The sequence below is a fragment of the Caballeronia grimmiae genome (genome assembly GCF_022879615.1).
Classification (GTDB): domain Bacteria; phylum Pseudomonadota; class Gammaproteobacteria; order Burkholderiales; family Burkholderiaceae; genus Caballeronia; species Caballeronia grimmiae.
Genome location: NZ_CP084271.1, coordinates 1,758,658 through 1,778,882 on the forward strand (window position 1 = coordinate 1,758,658; position 20,225 = coordinate 1,778,882).

Annotated in this window: 18 protein-coding genes and 1 tRNA gene; 5 read left to right on the forward strand and 14 right to left on the reverse strand. The window is 63.6% G+C overall.

The genetic code is table 11. The features are described 5' to 3' along the window. Window positions 1-81: 81 nt before the first annotated feature. The 8 genes from infC to LDZ21_RS08545 all read right to left on the reverse strand — a co-directional run bounded on the left by infC (window position 82) and on the right by LDZ21_RS08545 (window position 8,158). On the reverse strand, window positions 82-612 hold the full coding sequence (infC, locus tag LDZ21_RS08510) for a translation initiation factor IF-3 (RefSeq protein WP_075583167.1): 531 nt from the start codon (window positions 610-612) through the stop codon (window positions 82-84). A 47-nt stretch (window positions 613-659) separates the two neighbouring features. Next, entirely contained in the window at window positions 660-2,567 is a 1,908-nt protein-coding gene (thrS, locus tag LDZ21_RS08515) for a threonine--tRNA ligase (protein ID WP_244792745.1), read from the reverse strand. Window positions 2,568-2,866: 299 nt separating this feature from the next. After that, window positions 2,867-2,943 (reverse strand) — tRNA-Val (locus tag LDZ21_RS08520). Window positions 2,944-3,046: 103 nt separating this feature from the next. Next, entirely contained in the window at window positions 3,047-5,269 is a 2,223-nt protein-coding gene (locus LDZ21_RS08525) for a RelA/SpoT family protein (protein WP_244792747.1), read from the reverse strand. A 35-nt stretch (window positions 5,270-5,304) separates the two neighbouring features. Next, window positions 5,305-5,658, reverse strand: a complete 354-nt coding sequence (locus LDZ21_RS08530; protein WP_035967012.1) for a RidA family protein — start codon at window positions 5,656-5,658, stop codon at window positions 5,305-5,307. Window positions 5,659-5,722: 64 nt separating this feature from the next. Further along, on the reverse strand, window positions 5,723-6,643 hold the full coding sequence (locus tag LDZ21_RS08535) for an alpha/beta fold hydrolase (RefSeq protein ID WP_244792749.1): 921 nt from the start codon (window positions 6,641-6,643) through the stop codon (window positions 5,723-5,725). Between the two features lie 166 nt (window positions 6,644-6,809). Beyond that, window positions 6,810-7,451: a CoA transferase subunit B gene (locus LDZ21_RS08540; protein ID WP_244792751.1), complete on the reverse strand. Its 642-nt coding sequence runs from the start codon at window positions 7,449-7,451 to the stop codon at window positions 6,810-6,812. 2 nt (window positions 7,452-7,453) lie between these two features. Continuing rightward, window positions 7,454-8,158 carry a CoA transferase subunit A gene (locus LDZ21_RS08545; protein WP_035967015.1) on the reverse strand — a complete coding sequence of 235 codons (705 nt, stop codon included), beginning with the start codon at window positions 8,156-8,158 and terminating at the stop codon, window positions 7,454-7,456. A 186-nt stretch (window positions 8,159-8,344) separates the two neighbouring features. On the opposite strand from LDZ21_RS08545, the gene LDZ21_RS08550 reads away from it, so the two are divergent. Next, window positions 8,345-8,890, forward strand: coding sequence for a LuxR C-terminal-related transcriptional regulator (locus LDZ21_RS08550; protein ID WP_244792753.1), 546 nt, complete (start codon window positions 8,345-8,347; stop codon window positions 8,888-8,890). 21 nt (window positions 8,891-8,911) lie between these two features. Here the strand turns inward: LDZ21_RS08550 and LDZ21_RS08555 are convergent, their stop codons facing one another. Both LDZ21_RS08555 and LDZ21_RS08560 read right to left on the reverse strand, forming a co-directional pair. Beyond that, window positions 8,912-9,358, reverse strand: coding sequence for an acyl-CoA thioesterase (locus LDZ21_RS08555; protein WP_244792755.1), 447 nt, complete (start codon window positions 9,356-9,358; stop codon window positions 8,912-8,914). Between the two features lie 73 nt (window positions 9,359-9,431). Continuing rightward, window positions 9,432-10,205 (reverse strand): SDR family oxidoreductase, encoded by a 774-nt coding sequence (locus tag LDZ21_RS08560; protein WP_035967020.1) that lies wholly within the window; start codon window positions 10,203-10,205, stop codon window positions 9,432-9,434. A 213-nt stretch (window positions 10,206-10,418) separates the two neighbouring features. Here LDZ21_RS08560 and LDZ21_RS08565 point away from each other — a divergent pair, with 213 nt between their 5' ends. Then, a complete protein-coding gene (locus LDZ21_RS08565; RefSeq protein WP_244792757.1) occupies window positions 10,419-12,092 on the forward strand; it encodes an electron transfer flavoprotein-ubiquinone oxidoreductase in 1,674 nt (557 codons plus the stop codon). A gap of 52 nt (window positions 12,093-12,144) precedes the next feature. Here the strand turns inward: LDZ21_RS08565 and aroC are convergent, their stop codons facing one another. The 3 genes from aroC to LDZ21_RS08580 form a co-directional block, all read right to left on the reverse strand. Continuing rightward, window positions 12,145-13,251, reverse strand: coding sequence for a chorismate synthase (gene aroC / locus LDZ21_RS08570; RefSeq protein ID WP_035967023.1), 1,107 nt, complete (start codon window positions 13,249-13,251; stop codon window positions 12,145-12,147). Between the two features lie 57 nt (window positions 13,252-13,308). Beyond that, window positions 13,309-15,261 carry an MFS transporter gene (locus LDZ21_RS08575; RefSeq protein WP_244792758.1) on the reverse strand — a complete coding sequence of 651 codons (1,953 nt, stop codon included), beginning with the start codon at window positions 15,259-15,261 and terminating at the stop codon, window positions 13,309-13,311. Between the two features lie 199 nt (window positions 15,262-15,460). Then, window positions 15,461-15,913, reverse strand: coding sequence for a CBS domain-containing protein (locus tag LDZ21_RS08580; protein ID WP_035967026.1), 453 nt, complete (start codon window positions 15,911-15,913; stop codon window positions 15,461-15,463). A gap of 229 nt (window positions 15,914-16,142) precedes the next feature. Here LDZ21_RS08580 and LDZ21_RS08585 point away from each other — a divergent pair, with 229 nt between their 5' ends. From LDZ21_RS08585 to LDZ21_RS08595, 3 genes are all read left to right on the forward strand, one after another. Then, window positions 16,143-17,474, forward strand: a complete 1,332-nt coding sequence (locus LDZ21_RS08585) for an O-acetylhomoserine aminocarboxypropyltransferase (protein WP_244792760.1) — start codon at window positions 16,143-16,145, stop codon at window positions 17,472-17,474. Continuing rightward, window positions 17,471-18,301, forward strand: a complete 831-nt coding sequence (locus LDZ21_RS08590) for an alpha/beta fold hydrolase (protein ID WP_244792762.1) — start codon at window positions 17,471-17,473, stop codon at window positions 18,299-18,301. Before LDZ21_RS08585 ends, LDZ21_RS08590 begins: the two co-directional genes overlap by 4 nt. A gap of 94 nt (window positions 18,302-18,395) precedes the next feature. Next, complete coding sequence (locus LDZ21_RS08595; RefSeq protein WP_244792764.1) at window positions 18,396-18,716, forward strand: Mpo1-like protein; 321 nt, start codon at window positions 18,396-18,398, stop codon at window positions 18,714-18,716. Window positions 18,717-18,734: 18 nt separating this feature from the next. Here LDZ21_RS08595 and LDZ21_RS08600 read toward each other — a convergent pair whose 3' ends face one another. After that, a complete protein-coding gene (locus LDZ21_RS08600) occupies window positions 18,735-20,042 on the reverse strand; it encodes a YihY family inner membrane protein (protein WP_244792766.1) in 1,308 nt (435 codons plus the stop codon). Between the last annotated feature and the right edge of the window lie 183 nt (window positions 20,043-20,225).

The window sequence follows — 20,225 nt, forward strand, 5'->3', positions numbered from 1 at the left end:
CGACGCCTCTCTGAACCTTCCGGCGATGCCGCGCTGCCGCCTTTTGCGACGGCGCGCGATCCATCGTCTTGCTGCTCGTGCTTACTTGGCCGCCTTCTTCTTGGGCGCCAGCACCATGATCATCTGGCGGCCTTCCATCTTCGGCATCTGCTCGACCTGACCGACTTCGTCGAGATCCGTCTTCAGACGTTCGAGCATGCGCATGCCGATTTCCTGGTGCGCCATTTCGCGACCGCGGAAACGCAATGTGATTTTCGTCTTGTCGCCGTCTTCGAGAAAGCGCGTGAGGTTGCGCAGCTTGACGTTGTAGTCACCGTCATCCGTGCCGGGGCGGAATTTGACTTCCTTCACCTGCACGATCTTCTGCTTGAGTTTCGCCTCGTGCTGCTTCTTCGCTTCCGAATACTTGAACTTGCCGTAATCCATCAAACGGCAGACAGGCGGCGAAGCCTGCGGCGCAATTTCGACGAGATCCACGTCGAGCTGTTCCGATTGACGGAACGCATCGGCCAGTTTCACGATTCCGAGCGGCTCGTTGTCCACTCCGACCAAGCGCACTTCCGGTGCAGTAATTTCACCGTTGATGCGATGTGACGACTTATCAGTAGCGATGTTACGTTTCCTCTAAAAATGAAAAAACAAGCCGCGCTGCGAGTGACTTACTTGAACGCCCGCACTTCCTGCTGCAGACGTTCGAGGAATGCGTCGACCGGCATCACGCCCAGATCGACACCGCCACGAGCACGCACGGCTACGGTTTGCGCCTCACGCTCCTTGTCCCCGACAACCAGCAAATACGGGACCTTTTGCAGCGTGTGCTCGCGTATTTTATAGCTAATTTTCTCGTTGCGCAAATCGCTCTCTACTCTAAGCCCTTGTTTTTGCAACGATTGGGCCAAAGATGCCGCATATTCGGACTGACTTTCGGCAATATTGAGCACGACGGCCTGCACCGGCGACAGCCACGGCGGCATTGCGCCGGCGTGATGCTCGATCAGAATGCCGAGGAAACGCTCCATCGAGCCGACGATCGCGCGGTGAAGCATGACCGGACGGCGACGGCTGTTGTCCTCCGACACGTACTCCGCGCCGAGGCGCTCCGGCAGCACCATGTCGAGCTGCAGCGTGCCGCACTGCCACGAGCGGCCGAGCGCGTCCTTGATGTGGTACTCGATCTTCGGACCGTAGAACGCGCCCTCGCCCGCGAGCTCTTCCCACTGCAGGCCGCAAGCGGTCAGCGCTTCCCGCAGACCCTGTTCGGCGCGATCCCAGATTTCATCGGTGCCCGCGCGCTGCTCGGGACGCAGCGACAGTTTGATGTCGATGTGATCGAAGCCGAAGTCCTTGTACACGCTCATCGCGAGCGTATTGAACGCAATCGACTCCGCGATGAACTGATCTTCGGTACAGAAAATGTGTGCGTCGTCCTGGACGAAGCCGCGCACGCGCATGAGGCCGTGCAACGCGCCCGACGGCTCGTTCCGATGGCACGAACCGAACTCCGCGTAACGCAGCGGCAAGTCGCGATACGAGCGCAGGCCGTGATTGAACACCTGCACGTGACCGGGGCAGTTCATCGGCTTGATGGCGTAGTCGCGCTTTTCCGATTCGGTCGTGAACATGTTTTCACGATAGTTCTGCCAGTGACCCGATGCTTCCCACAGCGAACGGTCCATGACCATCGGAGTCTTGATCTCCAGATAGCCGGCCTCGTTCACGCGACGGCGCATGTACTGCTCGACCTGCTGCCACAGCGACCAGCCCTTCGGATGCCAGAACACCATGCCCGGCGCTTCGTCCTGCAGGTGAAACAGGTCGAGTTGCTTGCCGAGCTTGCGGTGATCGCGCTTTTCCGCTTCCTCGAGCATGTGCAGGTACTGATCCTGGTCTTCCTTTCTGGTCCAGGCGGTGCCGTAAATGCGCTGCAACTGCTCGTTCTTCGAGTCGCCGCGCCAGTACGCGCCCGCGACCTTCATCAGCTTGAAGACTTTCAGCTTGCCGGTGGACGGCACGTGCGGGCCGCGGCACAGATCGATGAAGTTGCCGTGCGAGTACAGGCGAATCTCGTCGCTTTCCGGAATCGACTGGATGATTTCGGCCTTGTACGCCTCGCCGATGCTCTTGAAGTACTCGACCGCTTCATCGCGCGACACGACACGGCGCGACACCGGCTCGTTCTTCTGCGCGAGCTCCTGCATGCGCTTCTCGATCTTCTCGAGATCGTCGGGCGTGAAAGGACGGTTGTACGCGAAGTCGTAATAGAAGCCGTTGTCGATGACCGGCCCGATGGTCACCTGCGCCTCGGGGAACAGATCCTTGACCGCGTACGCCAGCAAGTGCGCGGCGGAATGACGAACGACATCGACGCCTTCAGGGTCCTTGTCCGTGACGATGGCAAGCGACGAATCCTGGTCGATGACGTAGGAGGTATCGACGAGTTCGCCATTCAGCTTGCCGGCGAGCGCCGCCTTGGCCAAGCCCGCCCCGATCGATGCCGCGACTTCCGCGACGGTCACCGGGTGGTCGTATTGGCGGACCGACCCATCAGGCAATCGTACCGAAACCATTTCGTTCTCCAAGACGCCGGCCGTGGCCTGGCGAGTTCGACTAAGCACTGCCCCGCGATATCGATATCAGAAACCGAGGGACAAAAAAAATGCGGCCCCGCTATCGAGGGGCCGCATTCACTTTTCACACATACCGCAAAATAGAAAAGGGCAGAAGGCGAAAGAGGTCCTCGACTAGCGTCGCTCCGAATTTGTTTCGGTCAACGTTCGAAGTGCCATTTCGCTGTTCGCCTTTTGCGCCGAAGCGCTTTTGCGGAGTGAAACTTCGTGAACCGGGATTCCCGAAGTTTCGTTTTCGTTGGTAGGCTCGATTGGACTCGAACCAACGACCCCCACCATGTCAAGGTGGTGCTCTAACCAGCTGAGCTACGAGCCTGAAAGAAGTGAGATTATATGGAGCGTTTCGAATCTTGGCAAGTGTTTCTGCGCAATGAAATGAAAAAGATTCGTCGATCGTTCACTTCAACGCGCAATATCGATCACGCGCGCCGCGATGCGCGAATCACGCCCTGCACTTCACCGAGCAGCGTGCACGCGCGCTGAATCTGCGCCGAATTCGACACTTCCACCGTGAATTGCATATACGCGATATTCCGGCGGCTCTGGCTCTTCACGCCGATCACGTTGATCTTCTCACGCGCGAACACTTCGGAGATATCGCGCAGGAGCCCTTGCCGATCCGCCGACTCCACCGACAGATCGACCGGATATACCGACGATCCGCGCCCGTTCATCACCTCGGCGGACCATGTCGTATGCAGCACGCGTTCGGGCGAACGCTGCGCCATGCGCTGGAACGTCGTGCAGTCCGCGCGATGAATCGACATGCCTTTGCCGCGCGTCACGAAGCCCGCGATCGGATCGGGCGGCGCGGGACGGCAGCAGCGGGCGAGTTGCGTGAGCAAGGCATCCACGCCGACGACCAGCACGCCCGTCGATGCCCCCTGCGCCACGCTCTGCCCGCTGCTGCGCTTTTCGAATTGCGCGGGCGCTTCCGGCTCGGGCTCGGGCGGCGGCGCATCGGACAACGCGTGCTCGATATTGCGCACGCTGAACTCGTCCTTCGCGACGACCGCGTAGAGATCTTCCGGCGCCTTGAAGCCGAGCTTGGCCGCGAGCTGATCCAGATTGACCGACGTCTTGCCTTCGCGCTGCAGCGTCTTTTCGACGATGGCCCGGCCCTGCGCCACGTTCTCGGCCGCGTCGACCGTGTTGAACCACGCGCGCACCTTCTGCCGCGCGCGCGGGCTGTGCATGTAGCCAAGCTGCGGATTGAGCCAGTCGCGCGAGGGTCCGCCTTCCTTCACCGCGATGATCTCGACCGTCTGCCCGTTCTGCAGCGGCGTGTTGAGCGGCACCATCGCGCCATCGACACGCGCGCCCCGGCAGCGATGCCCCAGCTCGCTATGCAGGTGATACGCGAAATCGACCGCCGTCGCGCCGTGCGGCAACGCCACCACGCGAGCCTGCGGCGTCAGCACGTAGATATGGTCGTCGTCGAGCGTGGCGTCGCGCAGATGCTGCCAGCCCGGATGCTCGCCTTCGACGTCGTCCTTCCAGGCGAGAAGCTGACGCAGCCACGCGATCTTCTCGTCGTATTTCTCGCTTGCCGTCACCTGGCCCGCGTAGCCGCGCGCGCCCGCCTCCTTGTAACGCCAGTGCGCGGCCACGCCATACTCCGCGAACTGATGCATTTCGTGCGTGCGAATCTGCACTTCGAAGGCGCGGCCATCGTCGCCGACGACGACCGTATGCAGCGACTTGTAGCCGTTGGGCTTGGGCCGCGAAATATAGTCGTCGAATTCGCGCGGCACCGGCTGCCACAGGTTATGCACGATGCCGAGCACCGTGTAGCAATCCTTGATGTCCCCGACGATCACGCGAAACGCGCGCACGTCGTTCAGCTCGGCGAAGTCGAGTTGCTTGCCGCGCATCTTCTTCCAGATGCTGTAGATGTGCTTCGGCCGGCCGCTCACTTCGGCCTTGATGTGCGCGGTGTCCAGTTCCTTCTGCAGCCGCGCGATGGCCCCGGTCACATACGACTCGCGCTCGACGCGCTTTTCGTCGAGCAGCTTCGCGATCCGCTTGTAGGTGGCGGCGTCTTCGAAGCGGAACGACAGGTCCTCCAGTTCCCACTTCAGTTGCCAGATGCCGAGACGATTCGCGAGCGGCGCGTAGATTTCGAGCGTTTCGCGCGGCACGTCGGGCGATGGCTCCATCTTATGCGCAGCGTAGTAGCGCAGCGTCTGCAGCCTGGACGCGAGCCGGATCAGCACCACGCGAATGTCCTGCGCGAACGCGAGCAGCATCTTGCGCAGCGATTCGACCTGCGCGCGCCGCGCCGCCTGCGCATCGCGGGTGTTGTCGGACACCGCGGCGAGCGTCGCGCGCGAGCTGACGGAGCCGAGACGCAGGAGCTTGCGCACATCGCCGACGAGCCGCTGCACTTCCGGCCCGAAGCGCTCCGCGATGACCTTCTCCGGATCGTCGAGATGAGGCGCGAGCGCAAACAGCGCGGCCGCGGCGATCGCGTACGGATCGACGTTGAGCGTCTGCATGATGCGCGCGGTGCCGGCAGCGTGATCCACCAGCAGCTCGCCGGTCGAGACCCGCGCGTCCTTCGCGTGCTCGCGCACGAACGCGAGCGCGTCGTCGATGGACGGCTCCGGCAGCGTGTCGGCGAGGACGGGGGTTTCGGTCATACGGATAAAGCGACTGCTATCGGTTCATTGACGGCTTAGCTGCGTTGAGCCGCCACCACCACGACTTCGACGAGGCAATCGGGGTTGGCCAGCTTCGCCTCGACGGTGGCGCGCGGCGGCGTGTTGCCCGGCGCGACCCATGCGTCCCACACCGCGTTCATGCCGGCGAAATGCACCATGTCCGAGACGTAGATTTGCACGGACAGCAGATGCGACTTGTCGCTGTTCGCCTCTTCCAGCAGGCGGTCGATGTGACCCAGCACTTCGCGCGTCTGGCCGGTGATGTCCTGGTTCGTGTCCTCGGCGATCTGCCCGGCGAGATAGACGGTGCCGTTGTGAATCGCGATCTCGGAAAGCCGTGCGCCGACGTGGTGACGAGTGACTGCCATGTGTATGTCGATCCTTTGAAATGGTTCAAGAAACAAGACCGAGCGTGAGGCGCTCAGCCCGATATTATGCCCCGCTGGCATTGTTTTCGAGAAAGAACGCCCGGGCGGTCGCGATCTGGTCGTCCGCGAGAAAGGCGGGCGCGTGGCCTGTATCGGGCACTTCCACGCTCGACACCGCCTGCCCCGTCTCCTCCATCTTTCGCACCGTCTCGCGCGAGAGCAGATCGGAGCTTTCGCCGCGCACGACCAGCACCGGCGTCGCGATTGCCGCGAGCGAGCGCCACATGAACGCCTCGCCGGCCGCGTTCTGTTCCGCCGTGGTCGCGGAGAACGGCGCGGCGATGCCGGGGTCGTAGCGGAAGGTCCACGCGCCATCGCGCTCGTGCAGCAGCGGGGTGTTGATGCTCGTCCATTCGTCGCCGGTCAGCGGGCCGAACGATGCCGCGAGCTTCGCCGCATGCCGCACGCCTTCATCGAGCGATGCGAACCGCGCCGGCTTGCCGAGGTATTCGCGAATGCGCTCGAGCGCAACCGGTTCGATATGCGGCCCGACATCGTTGAGCAGCATCTTGCGGATCGGCGTGCCGGGCAGCCCGCCGAGCGCCATGCCGATGAGCCCGCCCATCGACGTGCCGAACCAGTCGACCGTTTCGACGTTGAGCCGCGCGATCAGCGTCACCATGTCCGCGACATATTGCGCGACGCCGTAGTAGCGCGAGTCCGCGAGCCAGTCCGACAGCCCGCGCCCGACGACATCCGGACACACCACGCGATACTCGCCCGAAAACGCCTTGGCGAGCCGGTCGAAGTCGCGGCCCGAGCGCGTAAGGCCGTGCACGCACAACAGCACGCGCGGGTTCGCCGGATCGCCCCATTCCGTGTACGCGACGCGATGCAGTCCCGCCGGACTCGCGCACTGCACGAATCGCTGACGCGGCTGGTCGAGCGTGTAATGCGATGCTTCGGCAACGATGGATGCGCTCATGGGATTTCCTCGTGGAAGGTGTCGGAACGATTGTAAAGCGCCCGGCTCGCCGCCGAACGTGCGTTAGCCGAACGGCCGATGCCCGGCGCTTCGCGCAGGCTCGCAAAAAGCAAAACGGGCGAAGCCTTGCAGCCCCGCCCGCTTCTTACGACGCTATATCGCCTCGTCAGCTCACGCTGCTGACATCGAGCGGCGCGCCCGTCTTGCGCTGGATTTCGTCGACGGTGACGCCGTCGGCCAGCTCGACGAGCTTGAGGCCTTTCTCGGTCACGTCGATGACGCCGAGATCCGTGATGATGCGATCGACCACACCCACGCCCGTCAGCGGCAGCGTGCACGCTTCGAGGATCTTGTGCTGATCGCCCTTCGCGACATGCTCCATCAGCACGACGACGCGCTTCACGCCCGCGACGAGGTCCATCGCGCCGCCCATGCCCTTGATCATCTTGCCGGGGATCATCCAGTTGGCGAGATCGCCGGTCTTGCTGATCTGCATCGCGCCGAGGATCGCCAGGTTGATGTGGCCGCCGCGAATCATCGCGAACGAATCCGCCGACGAAAAGATCGACGAGCCCGGCAGCGTCGTCACTGTCTGCTTGCCGGCATTGATGAGATCGGCGTCGACTTCTTCTTCATACGGCGACGGGCCGATGCCGAGCAGTCCGTTCTCCGACTGCAGCCACACTTCGACGCCTTGCGGCACGTGATTGGCAACGAGCGTCGGCAAGCCGATGCCCAGATTCACGTAGAAGCCGTCCTGCAATTCCTTCGCCGCGCGCGCGGCCATCTGGTCACGAGTCCAAGCCATGGTCATTCTCCTTTCGCGCGGACGATGCGTTGTTCAATGCGCTTTTCCGGATGCGCGTTCAGGACGAGCCGTTGCACGAAGATGCCCGGCGTGTGGATCGCGTCGGGATCGAGCTCGCCCACTTCGACGATTTCCTCGACTTCCGCGACGGTGATCTTGCCGGCCATCGCGCACATCGGATTGAAGTTGCGCGCCGTGCGGCGATAGATCAGATTGCCCGACTTGTCGGCCTTCCATGCCTTGACGAGACCGACGTCCGCCGTCAGCGAATGTTCGAGCACGTAGTGGTTCTCGCCGAACTGACGCGTTTCCTTGCCGTCCGCGATCACCGTGCCGTAGCCGGTGTTGGTGAAGAACGCCGGGATGCCCGCGCCGCCCGCGCGCAGCTTCTCCGCGAGCGTGCCTTGCGGCGTGAATTCGAGTTCGAGTTCGCCGGCGAGATATTGCCGCTCGAACTCCTTGTTCTCGCCCACGTACGACGAAATCATCTTCTTGATCTGGCGCGTTTCGAGCAGCAGGCCAAGCCCGAAGCCATCGACGCCCGCGTTGTTGCTGATGCAGGTGATGTCCTTCACGCCCGAGTCGCGCAGCGCCGCGATGAGCGCTTCAGGGATGCCGCACAACCCGAATCCGCCGACGGCGAACGTCTGCCCGTCCTTGACGATGCCATCGAGCGCTTCTTTCGCGCTGGGATAGACCTTGTTCATCTGTTCGTCCCTTCCATGTGTGAACCCGACTGAAAACCGTTTTTTTTCCGCCGTCCAAATCGATCCGGCGGCGTTTTGATTGGCGAAAAGAGTACGCTGCGCAGTCCATCCGGCACAATACGCAAAAATACATAAGTCATTGCCCGCGCGCGTTGGTTCCTCAAGCGGCCGGGCGCCCGATTCCACATGCGTGCACTGGATTATCAAACCGCGTTTCACCTCGCGCCCGTCGGCCTCGTGCTCTCGCGGGAGCGGATCATCGAGGATTGCAACGAGCAGGTCTGCGCGATCTTCGGTTTCGAGCGCGAGGCGCTGATCGGCCAATCGTTCGAGGTGCTTTATCCGACGCCGGACGAATTCGCGCGCATCGGCGAGCGCATCGCCGCGCACATCGTGGATCGCGGCACGTATGGCGACGATCGCATCATGAAGCGCTCGAACGGCGAACTGTTCTGGTGCCACGTCACCGGCCGCGCGCTGGATCGCGCCGCGCCCCATGCGGCCGGCGTGTGGACGTTCGAGGATTTGAGCGCGACACGGCGCGTCGCGATCGAACTGACGCCACGGGAACGCGAAATCGCCGCGCAGCTCGTGACGGGCAAGACCAGCAAGCAGATTGGCCGCGTGCTCGACATCAGCCCGCGCACGGTCGATATCTACCGCGCGCGCCTCATGCGTAAATACGACACGGGCAACGCGACGGAACTGCTGCAGCGGCTGCTCGGCAACTGAACGGGCCGCTGCCGTGCCCGGTTACTGCGCGACGGGCGCGCCGGTCTCGATGATCTGCCGCAACAGATCCGGAATCGGCACCGACTTCTCCGCCGCATAGTCGATCCACACGACCTTCGCCGCGCCCCTCGCGTAGAGCACGCCGGGCGCGTCCGCGCGATACAGCTCGAAGCGCGTATCGAAGCTGCTGCGGCCGGGCTTGCCGGCCGACATCCGCGCCACCACGTCGCCGGGATAATGCAGTTGCTTCAGGAACTCCATCGATGCATTGACGATCACCGGCCCCTGCCCTTCGCCGTTGCCACCCGCGATGCCGATTTCCTCGAACCACGAAATCCGCGCCTGCTCCATGTAGCGGAAATAGACGGTGTTGTTGACGTGGCCGAAAGCGTCCATGTCGCCCCAGCGGATCGGCATGGACATCTCGAAAACGGTGTAAAAGTCGCTGTCGTTGCTTGTGTTGCTCATCGGGTGATGGTTCCAGTGTCGAAAATGGCGTCGCGCCGCGGCACTGGAAAAAGCAACCCGTGCGCCCGGCGCGTCAGAGCGAGAAACCGTCGTCCGCCGATATCACCGAGCCGTTCATGAACTGCGATTCGTCCGCCGCGAGCAGCAGCAGCAGGCCGTCGAGGTCCTCCGGGGAGCCCACGCGGCGGCGCGGCAGCATCGAAACGAGCCGCTGGCCCTGTTCGGTCTTCCAGTGATGATGGTTGATCTCGGTATCGATATAACCCGGGCAGATCGCGTTGACGTTGATGCCGTGGCGGCCCCATTCGAGCGCCATGGCCTTGGTCATCTGCACGACGGCGGCCTTGCTCATCGAATAAAGACCGATCTGCGGAAAGGCCCGCAGACCCGCCACCGACGCCACGTTGATGATGCGGTAAGCCGGCTTGGCCGCGCCGTTGCCGCGCATGATCATGCGCTTGGCCACTTCCTGCGCGACGAAGAACGCGCCGCGCACGTTGGTGCCGAAGACGAATTCGAAGTCGGCGGGCGTGGCGTCCGTCAGCTTTTGCGTGGTCGAGACGCCCGAGTTATTGACGAGAATGTCGATGGTACCGGCTTCCGTCTCGGCGTGTGCAACCGCCGACTTGACGCTCTGATAGTCGGTCACGTCGAGCGCGACGACATGCGCCGCGCCGCCCGACGCCTCGATTTCCGCGCGCAGTTCCTTCAGGCGCTCGGTGCGGCGGCTGGCGAGCACGACTTTCGCTCCCGCCTGCGACAACACCTGCGCGAAACGCTTTCCGAGTCCACTGGACGCGCCGGTGATCAGCGCGACCTTGCCTTCCAGGTTGATCGAACGGCCCATTGTGCTTCCTTGTTGTACGGTTGATTCAGCCTCGGCGGATGCCCCGTCAGCGCGATGCACGCCGCCGCGGCACTCGGCGAAGATACCCATACCACGGCATCACGCGAAATAGTACGATCGTGCCAAATGAGTGACCTTCGGTTGCAGCCCGCCTGACGTTCGCTGACAATACGCGATCTTGAAAGGCCATTCTAACGGTAGAGAGGAGCATTGATGACCCCGGCGAGCCTTATCGAGCAGTACGGTCCCCGCGAATCGATGGAATACGACGTCGTGATCGTCGGCGGCGGGCCAGCCGGTTTGTCGGCTGCCATTCGCCTGAAGCAACTGGCCGAGGAACGCGGCGTCGAAATCGGCGTCTGCGTGCTGGAAAAAGGCTCGGAGATCGGCGCGCACATTCTGTCCGGCGCGGTCATGGACCCGCGCGGCCTGTCCGAGCTGATCCCCGACTGGAAGGAAAAAGGCGCTCCGCTCGACGTCGAAGTGACGGAGGATCGCTTCCTGTTCCTGTCGCCGACCGGCGCCAAGCAGGTGCCCAACTGGCTGCTTCCCGACAACTTCAAGAACCACGGCAACTACGTCATCAGTCTCGGCAACGTCACGCGCTGGCTGGGACAACAGGCCGAAGCGCTCGGCGTCGAAATTTTCCCCGGCTTCCCGGCAGCCGAAGTGCTCTACGGCGACGACGGCGCGGTCAAAGGCGTGATCACCGGCAACATGGGCATCGGCAAGGACGGCGAGCCGACCGAGAACTTCCAGCTCGGCATGGAACTGCACGGGAAGTACACGATCTTCTGCGAAGGCGCGCGCGGGCATCTCGGCCGTCAGCTGATGGAGAAGTTCAAGCTGAACCAGAACGCCGATCCGCAGGTGTACGGCATCGGCATCAAGGAGCTGTGGGAGATCGATCCGGTCAAGCACAAGCCGGGGCTCGTCATTCATACGGCCGGCTGGCCGCTCGATCCCGACACGTACGGCGGCTCGTTCCTCTATCACATGGACAACAACCAGGTGGTCGTGGGCTTCGTCGTGGGACTGGGCTATTCGAATCCGTATCTTTCGCCGTTCGAAGAATTCCAGCGATACAAGACGCATCCGTCGATCCGCGCGTTCCTCGAAGGCGGCAAGCGCATCTCCTATGGCGCGCGGGCAATTACCGCGGGCGGGCTGATGTCGCTGCCGAAGCTCGTGTTTCCGGGCGGCGCGCTTGCGGGCGATGACGCCGGCTTCCTGAATGCATCACGCATCAAGGGCAGCCATGGCGCGATCAAGTCGGGCAAGATGGCGGCCGAAGCCGCGTTCGAAGCCGTTCAGGCTGGCCGTCAGGGCGACGAACTCGCCGCGTATGGCGAAGCCTTCGACAATTCGTGGCTCAAGACCGAGCTTTACCGCGCGCGCAACTTCAAGCAGTGGATGAGCAAGGGCCTGTATCTCGGCACCTTCATGGTCGGGCTGGAGCAGAAAGTGATGGGCGGCAACGTGCCGTGGACGCTGCATCACCAGCATCGCGATCACGAGATGCTGAGGCCCGCGTCGCAATGCAAGCCGATCGTCTATCCGAAGCCGGACGGCAAGCTCACGTTCGATCGTCTCTCGTCCGTGTTCATTTCGAATACGAATCACGAGGAAAATCAGCCGCCGCATCTGACGCTGAAAGATCCGAGCGTGCCCGTCAACGTCAATCTGCGCACGTATGCCGGTCCCGAAGCCCGCTATTGCCCGGCTGCGGTCTACGAATTCGTGAAAGCGGAGGACGGCGGCGAGCGCCTGCAGATCAACGCGCAGAACTGCGTGCACTGCAAGACCTGCGATATCAAGGACCCGACTCAGAACATCGTCTGGGTGACGCCTGAAGGCGGCGGCGGGCCGAACTATCCGAACATGTAAACGACAAAGGGCGCCGGTTGATGAAACCGGCGCCCTTTCTCTTTCCTGTCAATTACTTGCCCGGCGCGTGCGCCGCGATTTTCGGCGTGCCGACGACGACATCGCCGCATTGCGCGCGATGCCGCAGCGCGTGATCCATCAGCACCAGCGCAAGCAGCGCCTCGGCGATGGGCGTCGCGCGAATGCCGACGCACGGATCGTGTCGACCGAAGGTCTCGACGGTTGCGCTCGCGCCCGCCTTGTCGATGGAGTGGCGCGGCGTGCGGATGCTCGACGTCGGCTTGATCGCAAGCGACACCGTGATGTCCTGCCCGCTCGAAATGCCGCCCAGAATGCCGCCGGCGTTATTGGTCGCGAAGCCTTCCGGCGTCATCTCGTCGCCGTGCTGCGAGCCGCGTTGGGCGACGCTCGCGAAGCCTGCGCCGATCTCGACGCCCTTCACCGCGTTGATGCCCATCATCGCGTGGGCGATGTCGGCGTCCAGTCGATCGTAAAGTGGCTCGCCCAGTCCCACGGGCACGCCGCTCGCCACGACTTCGATGCGCGCACCGACCGAATCGCCATCGCGGCGAAGGCTGTCCATGTACGCTTCCAGTTCGGGCACGACATCGGCGTTCGGCGCGAAGAAAGGATTCTCCGGCACGTGGCTCCAGTCGACGAACGGAATCGGGATCTCGCCGAGCGCGCCCATATAGCCGCGCGTCTCGATGCCGAACTTCTCCCGCAGCCACTTCTTCGCGACGGCACCCGCCGCGACCGTCGGCGCAGTCAGCCGCGCCGATGACCGGCCGCCGCCGCGATGATCGCGCACACCGTACTTCTGCCAGTAGGTGTAGTCCGCGTGGCCGGGGCGAAAGGTCTCGACGATATTGCCGTAGTCCTTGCTGCGCTGATCCGTATTGCGGATGAGCAGCGCGATGGGCGTGCCGGTCGTCACGCCTTCGAACACGCCCGACAGAATCTCGACCTGATCCGGTTCCTGCCGCTGCGTGACGTGCCGCGACGTGCCCGGACGGCGGCGATCCAGTTCGAGCTGAATGTCGGCCTCCGTGAGCGCCATGCCCGGCGGGCAGCCGTCGATCACACAGCCGATCGCCGGACCGTGCGATTCTCCGAAGTTCGTGACGGTGAAGAGCGTGCCAAGGGTGTTGCCGGACATGAGCGTCGACCTGAAAAGAGTGTCGGGGAGACCGCCATTATGCCAGCGGCGCCGGGTTTATCGCCTTGCCCCGCGCAGCGCGGAGACGAGTTCGTGCAGGTGCTGTGGCGTTGCATCGGCGGGCGCAATCGGCTCGCCGACCGCGAGCGTGAGCCGGGTCATCACGCCGCGCTTGATCGGGCGCGGCCATCGGGCGTCCTCGTGGCGCGAGAACACGCTGCCCCACAGTCCGCGCAGCGCCATCGGCACGACGGGGGCGGAATGGCGCCGCAGAATCTCCGCAACGCCATGCCGGAAGGGGTTGATTTCGCCAGTACGCGTGAGCTTGCCTTCCGGAAAGATACAAACCAGTTCGCCTTCGTCCAGCGCGCGCTGACACGCCTGATACGCGCGTTCGAGCATGTCGGCGTCCTCGTGCGCGGGGGCAATCGGGATGGCCTTCACGTGACGGAACAGCCAGCCGATGAACGGCGTGCGAAAAATCCGATGGTCCATCACGAAGCGGATCGGGCGCGGGCTTTCGGCCATGATGACGACGGCATCGACGAAACTCACGTGGTTGCACACCAGCACCGCCGCGCCCTCCGACGGGATGCGGGCCGCGTCGACGAGCCGGATCCGATAGAACGTATGCACGAGAATCCACGCGATGAACCGCAGCAGGAATTCCGGCACGAGCGAATAGATATACACGGCGACCACCACGTTGAGCAGCGCCGTGACGAGAAACAGGCCGGGAATGCCGACGCCCATCGACGTGAGCGCGAGCGCCAGCAGCGCCGAGGCGATCATGAAGGCCGAATTGAGGATGTTGTTCGCCGCGATGATGCGCGCCCGGTGCGTCGGCTGACTGCGCGCCTGAATCAGCGCGTAGAGCGGGACGCTGTAGAAGCCGCCGAACATCGCGAGCAGGAACAGATCCGCGAGGATGCGCCAGTGCGGCATCGCGAGCAAAAATTCACTGACGCCAAGCAGATGCGACGCAGGCGCAATGCGATGACTCGCGAAGAACAAGTCGATGGCGAACACGCTGATGCCGATCGACCCCAGCGGCACCAGCCCGATCTCGACGCGTCGCTTGGACAGCCGTTCGCACAGCAGCGAGCCGGTGCCGATGCCGAGCGAGAACGTCGCGAGCAGGACGGTCACGACATCGGGATTCGCGGACAGCACGTCTTTCGCGAAGTTGAAGAACGAGGTAAGGAAGGTTGCGCCGACGAACCACAGCCAGGAAATCCCGAGCAGGCTCAGAAAGACGGTGCGGTCGGACTTCGCGAGCCTGAGATTGCGCCAGGTCTCGGAAACCGGATTCCAGTTGATGCGCAAGTCCGGCTGCGACGCCGCCGACTTCGGCACGAACGCCGACGCCACGCGCCCGACGACCGCGAGCGCCACACACACGATCGCGAGCAGCAGCGCACCATGTTCGGACGCGCCCGCCGCCGCCCCGCCGACGATCGTGCCAATAAGAATCGCGACGAAGGTGCCCATCTCGACGAGTCCGTTCCCGCCGACGAGTTCGGACGCACGCAGATGCTGCGGCAGATACGCATACTTGACCGGGCCGAACACGGTCGAATGCACGCCCATCAGGAACGTGCAGAGATACAGCAGCGGCGCGCTATGGAGCAGAAAACCCGCGCCGCCGATCAGCATCACGACGATCTCGAAGCTCTTCACGAGGCGCGCGAGCACGGCTTTGTCGTACTTGTCGGCGATCTGGCCGGACGTCGCCGAAAACAGCACGAACGGCACGATGAAGATCGCGGAAATAAGAAACGCGGCGGTCTTCGGATCGACACCCGAGAAGCGCGCGGCCTGAAACGTCACGAGCGACGTGAAGCCGACCTTGAAGACGTTGTCGTTCATGGCGCCGAGGAACTGCGTCCAGAAGAACGGCGCAAAACGGCGCTCGCGCAGGAGGCCGAACTGACCTTCTCCGTCTTCGTGCGGCCGGCGGGAATGGCGCGCCGCTTTGTCTTGCGGGGCGTCCAGCGGATTGTCACTCATGACTATCGATGTAGTTGATCCGGTGTTGATCGCCATTGCGATCGAATCCGGATGGTAACGAAACGAGATGGCGGAGAAGAGCCCGCGCCGCGAAATGTGTCTTTACGTGCGATGGCTCCAGGCGAAAAAAAAAAAAGCGCGCCGCTCGGGCGCGCTGCGCATCGCCGGCTCGGGCATCGCCTGGGCGACGCCCCGAGTGTCAGCGAGCGTCCTGCTGCTCTTCCGGCCAGTCGCGAATATAGGCCTTCAGCATGCGATTCTCGAATCCCTGCTCTTCCACGACCGCGCGCGCCACGTCATAGAACGAGATCACGCCCATCAGCGCGCGATTTTCCATGACCGGCAAATAGCGGACATGGTGCTCGAGCATCATGCGGCGTACTTCGTTCACGTCCGTTTCCGGCGTGCAGGTAAGCGGGTGATCGTCCATGACCTTGCGGATGGTCGTCGCGCCGACGCCGCCGCCGTTATCGCGCAGCGTCAGGATGATCTCGCGGAATGTCAGCATGCCGACGAGATCGCCATATTCCATGACGACGAGGGAGCCGATGTCGTGCGCGGCCATGACGTTGATCGCGTCGGAGAGCGGCGTATCGGGCGTAACGGTGAATAGCGCGTTGCCTTTCACCTTCAGAATGTCGCTGACTCGCATCACTTTCTCCTTGCGAAATGCCTGTCCAGATGTCAAAGCGTTTGTGAAACCATGGGTCGATGCTATCGGAAAGGCCCGCAAAAGGAAAGCGAGGCAAGCCCGCGTTAGCCTTTCGGACAAGGCTTTGCGGCCGGGCGCACGCGTTCACCCTAGTTCGCGCGCCCCAAGCCCGATGCTAGGATGACCGACCCCTATTCCGCCGGAGGCCCAGGCGCCCCGGCCGACGACGATGCCAGCCAACCGTTTCGATACGCTCGCGCTGCATGCGGGCGCCGCACCCGATCCCGCCACCGGCGCGCGGGCCACGCCGATCTATCAGACCACCTCGTTCACCTTTCGCGACACCGATCACGCCGCCGCGCTCTTCAATATGGAGCGATCGGGACACGTCTATTCGCGCATTTCGAACCCGACGGTGGCGGTGTTCGAGGAACGCGTCGCGGCGCTCGAAGGCGGCGCCGGCGCGATCGGCACGGCGAGCGGTCAGGCGGCGCTGCATCTGGCGATCGCGACGCTGATGGGCGCGGGCTCGCATGTCGTCGCGTCGAGCGCGCTGTATGGCGGCTCGCACAATCTGCTGCATTACACGCTGCGGCGCTTCGGCATCGAAACGACCTTCGTGCCGCCGCACGACCTCGACGCCTGGCGCGCGGCGGCGCGGCCCAACACGCGGCTCTTTTTCGGCGAGACGCTCGGCAATCCGGGCCTCGACGTGCTGGATATCGCGGGCGTCGCCGAAATCGCGCATGCGCACGCCGCGCCCCTGCTCGTCGATTCGACCTTCACGACGCCTTACCTGCTGCGCCCGTTCGAGCATGGCGCGGACCTCGTCTATCACTCGGCGACGAAGTTTCTCGGCGGTCACGGCACGACCATCGGCGGCGTGCTCGTGGATGGCGGGACGTTCGATTTCGCGGCGAGCGGCCGCTTTCCCGAATTCACCGAGCCCTACGACGGCTTCCACGGCATGGTGTTCGCCGAGGAAAGCACGGTCGCGCCGTTCCTGCTGCGCGCCCGCCGCGAAGGACTGCGCGACTTCGGGGCGTGCCTGCATCCCCAGGCGGCGTGGCAACTGCTTCAGGGCATCGAAACCTTGCCGTTGCGCATGGATCGGCATGTCGCGAATACGCGCAAGGTGATCGACTTTCTGCTCGGCTCGCCGGCGGTCGAGGGCGTGGCTTATCCCGAACTGCCGACGCATCGCGACCACGCGCTCGCCCAGCGTCTCTTGCCGCGCGGCGCTGGCGCGGTGTTCAGCTTCGACCTGCGCGGCGGCGTGCCGGCCGCGCGAAGGTTCATCGAATCGCTGACGCTGTTCTCGCATCTGGCGAACGTGGGCGATGCGCGCTCGCTCGTGATCCATCCCGCCTCGACGACGCACTTTCGCATGGACGCCGCCGCGCTGCTCGCCGCGGGCATCGGGCCGGGACGGATTCGGCTGTCGATCGGACTGGAAGACCCGGACGATCTCATCGACGATCTGAAACGCGGGCTGAAAGCCGCCCAGAAAGTCATCGAAAGCGGCGATACGAATGCCGCACCGCTCGGGAGCCGCGCATGATTCTCGATGTCGGCGGCCATCGCGCCTATGTCTACACAGGCGGCAAGCCCTTCGATCCGGCGCGTCCCGCGATCGTCTTCATTCACGGCGCGCAGCACGACCACAGTGTGTGGGCGTTGCAGACGCGTTACTTCGCGCATCACGGCTTCGGCGTGCTTGCGGTCGACCTGCCGGGCCACGGCCGCAGCGACGGCCCTGCGCGGCGCGACATCGGCGCGCTCGCGGACTGGCTGATCGACGTGCTCGACGCGGCCGGCGCGCCCCGCGCGATTTTCGCCGGCCACAGCATGGGCTCGCTCGTCGCGCTGGATGCCGCCGCGCGTTATCCCGAACGGGCCGCGGGCCTCGCGCTCGTCGCCACCGCCGCGCCGATGACCGTCTCCGATGCGCTCCTCGATGCCGCCCGCGAGCGCGAGCCGCAAGCGATCGGCATGGTCAACCAGTGGTCGCATTCGACGATCGCCGCGAAACCTTCGAGCCCCGCGCCCGGCTTCTGGCTGCAAGGGATGAACCAGCGGTTGATGGAGCGCATCGGCGCATTGGGCGAAGCGCAGCTCTTTCACGCCGACTTCAGTGCGTGCAACGCCTACACCGATTCGCTCGAGCGGGCGGCTTCCGTGCGCTGCCCGGTGTGCGTGCTGAGCGGCAGGCGCGATGTGATGACGCCGCCGCGCGCCGCGCGCCCGCTCGTCGATGCGTTGCGCAAGGCCGGCGCATCGGTGCGGACGATAGAACTGGAAGGCGGCCACGCGCTGATGTCGGAGGAGCCGGATGCAGTCCTCGACGCGCTGTTTTCATTCGCCCTCGCCTGCGCAAAGCCGGCCTGAGCGCGCCGCTTGCACGCGTGTGCGCGCCGCCGCAGAATGGTTCTTGCTGACGTTATCGCGTCATGCAGAACATGTCGCACGGGAGGCCGTCATCATGGCGCACACCGCACACGGCGAGCATTTCGCCAGCTTCGCCGAGTTCTACCCGTACTATCTCGACGAGCATCGCAACCTGGTCTCGCGCAGGCTGCATTTCATCGGCTCGCTCGGGGTAATCGGCTGCCTCGCGATGGCGCTCGCGACCGGCGACTGGCTGTGGCTGCCGGCCGCCGTCGTCTGCGGATACGGCTTTGCGTGGATCGGCCATTTCTTCTTCGAGAAGAATCGTCCCGCGACGTTTCGCCATCCGCTCTATAGCCTGATGGGCGACTGGGTGATGTTCAAGGACATCTGCGTAGGAAAGATCTCGCTGTGAGTCGCGGAGGTTCACGCGTTAAGCCGGCTGCTGCGGCATTGACGAAGACGGCGCTTCGCGCAGTCGCGCATTGGCTTGCGCCTGCGTGCGCGCGGCGATCAGCGTGCTGAGCGAGATGCCGAGCTTTTCGTTTTCGAGCGCGTTCATCAGCGCGTCGCGGTCGATCTGGGTGGCGTCGAGGCACAACTGATAGTCGAGTTCCTCGCGATCGATGACGAATTCCTGGAACAGCATCGTCAGCGTGATCTGGCTCGGATTGGCGATCAGCACGTAACGCGGCATGTGCGCGTCCTCGAGCCGTCCGATCCAGCCGAGCGAATCGAGGCGCGCGATCAGGCGGGTTGAAGTATCGACCTCGCATCGGACCATCTTCGACAATTGCAGCGCGGTGTAACCGGGCTTGCCTTCGTCGCGCGCTTCGACGAGACGCGCGAGGATTTCGAGGGCATCGAGCAGATCGCTGCCGGGAAACTCGCGCCGATGATATTGCCCGACGCGGATGGCGGGCAGCGCGGATGTCACCATCGCGCCGACGAGGGCGATCATCCAGCACAGATAGACCCACAGCAGGAAGACCGGCAGCGACGCGAACGCGCCGTAGACGGCGGTATAGGTCGGAATGCTGCGCACGTAGAAGCCGAAACCGCGCTTGCTGATTTCGAAGGCGACGGCCGCGATCAGCCCGCCGACGACGGCATCGCGCCACTCCACCTTGCAGTTCGGCATGTAGACATACATGATCGTGAAGCCGAATACCGTGAGCGGCAGCGAAACGCCGGTCAGCAGCCATTCGACGACGGGCGGCATCAGGTTGTGCGAGCCCGCGAACGCGACGGAATGCGCGAAGACGTACGACGAGATCGACAGGCTGCAGCCGAAGAGAATCGGCCCGAGCGTGATGATCGACCAGTAAACGAGCACGCGCTGCGCGAACGGTCGGGCCTTCTTGACGCGCCAGATGACGTTGAACGCGGACTCGACGGTCATCATCGTCATGACGGAGGTCACGAGCAGGATGATCATGCCGACGGTCGTGAGTCCTTTTGCTTTCGATGCGAATTCGTTGAGGTACTTGAAGATCTGGCTGTTGATGGTCGCGGGCATCAGATGGTCCGCGAGGAAGTCCTGCAGCGACGCCTGGAACGAGGCGAAGATGGGGAACGCGGTGAACAGCGCGAAGGCGACGGTAGCGAGTGGCACGAGCGACAGCACGCTCGTGAACGTGAGGCTGCCGGCCACTTGCGCGACGCGATCTTCGCCGATGCGCCGCGCGACGAAACCGGCGAGGCGCTTGATTGCTGCGAGATCGATTGATAGGTGCTGCAAAACGTAATCTCCTGTCGACCACAGTTGGCGCTTTAGCGCCTTACTGTGGTCCCATGCAAAGCTGTCGACCACAGTTGGCGCTTTAGCGCCTTACTGTGGTCCCATGCAAAGCTGTCGGCCACAGTTGGCGCTTTAGCGCCTTACTCCGGCCCCATGCAAAGCTGTCGGCCGGAGTTGGCGCTT

Excerpts from the sequence above, each read along its gene's own strand:
- LDZ21_RS08525 (WP_244792747.1), bottom strand. The coding sequence starts at position 5,269 with ATGACCGAAACCCCCGTCCTCGCCGACACGCTGCCGGAGCCGTCCATC.
- LDZ21_RS08530 (WP_035967012.1), bottom strand. The coding sequence starts at position 5,658 with ATGGCAGTCACTCGTCACCACGTCGGCGCACGGCTTTCCGAGATCGCG.
- LDZ21_RS08590 (WP_244792762.1), top strand. The coding sequence starts at position 17,471 with ATGATTCTCGATGTCGGCGGCCATCGCGCCTATGTCTACACAGGCGGC.
- thrS (WP_244792745.1), bottom strand. The coding sequence starts at position 2,567 with ATGGTTTCGGTACGATTGCCTGATGGGTCGGTCCGCCAATACGACCAC.
- LDZ21_RS08555 (WP_244792755.1), bottom strand. The coding sequence starts at position 9,358 with ATGAGCAACACAAGCAACGACAGCGACTTTTACACCGTTTTCGAGATG.
- LDZ21_RS08585 (WP_244792760.1), top strand. The coding sequence starts at position 16,143 with ATGCCAGCCAACCGTTTCGATACGCTCGCGCTGCATGCGGGCGCCGCA.
- LDZ21_RS08550 (WP_244792753.1), top strand. The coding sequence starts at position 8,345 with ATGCGTGCACTGGATTATCAAACCGCGTTTCACCTCGCGCCCGTCGGC.
- LDZ21_RS08560 (WP_035967020.1), bottom strand. The coding sequence starts at position 10,205 with ATGGGCCGTTCGATCAACCTGGAAGGCAAGGTCGCGCTGATCACCGGC.
- LDZ21_RS08580 (WP_035967026.1), bottom strand. The coding sequence starts at position 15,913 with ATGCGAGTCAGCGACATTCTGAAGGTGAAAGGCAACGCGCTATTCACC.
- aroC (WP_035967023.1), bottom strand. The coding sequence starts at position 13,251 with ATGTCCGGCAACACCCTTGGCACGCTCTTCACCGTCACGAACTTCGGA.
- LDZ21_RS08595 (WP_244792764.1), top strand. The coding sequence starts at position 18,396 with ATGGCGCACACCGCACACGGCGAGCATTTCGCCAGCTTCGCCGAGTTC.
- LDZ21_RS08575 (WP_244792758.1), bottom strand. The coding sequence starts at position 15,261 with ATGAGTGACAATCCGCTGGACGCCCCGCAAGACAAAGCGGCGCGCCAT.
- LDZ21_RS08545 (WP_035967015.1), bottom strand. The coding sequence starts at position 8,158 with ATGAACAAGGTCTATCCCAGCGCGAAAGAAGCGCTCGATGGCATCGTC.
- LDZ21_RS08535 (WP_244792749.1), bottom strand. The coding sequence starts at position 6,643 with ATGAGCGCATCCATCGTTGCCGAAGCATCGCATTACACGCTCGACCAG.
- LDZ21_RS08540 (WP_244792751.1), bottom strand. The coding sequence starts at position 7,451 with ATGGCTTGGACTCGTGACCAGATGGCCGCGCGCGCGGCGAAGGAATTG.
- LDZ21_RS08565 (WP_244792757.1), top strand. The coding sequence starts at position 10,419 with ATGACCCCGGCGAGCCTTATCGAGCAGTACGGTCCCCGCGAATCGATG.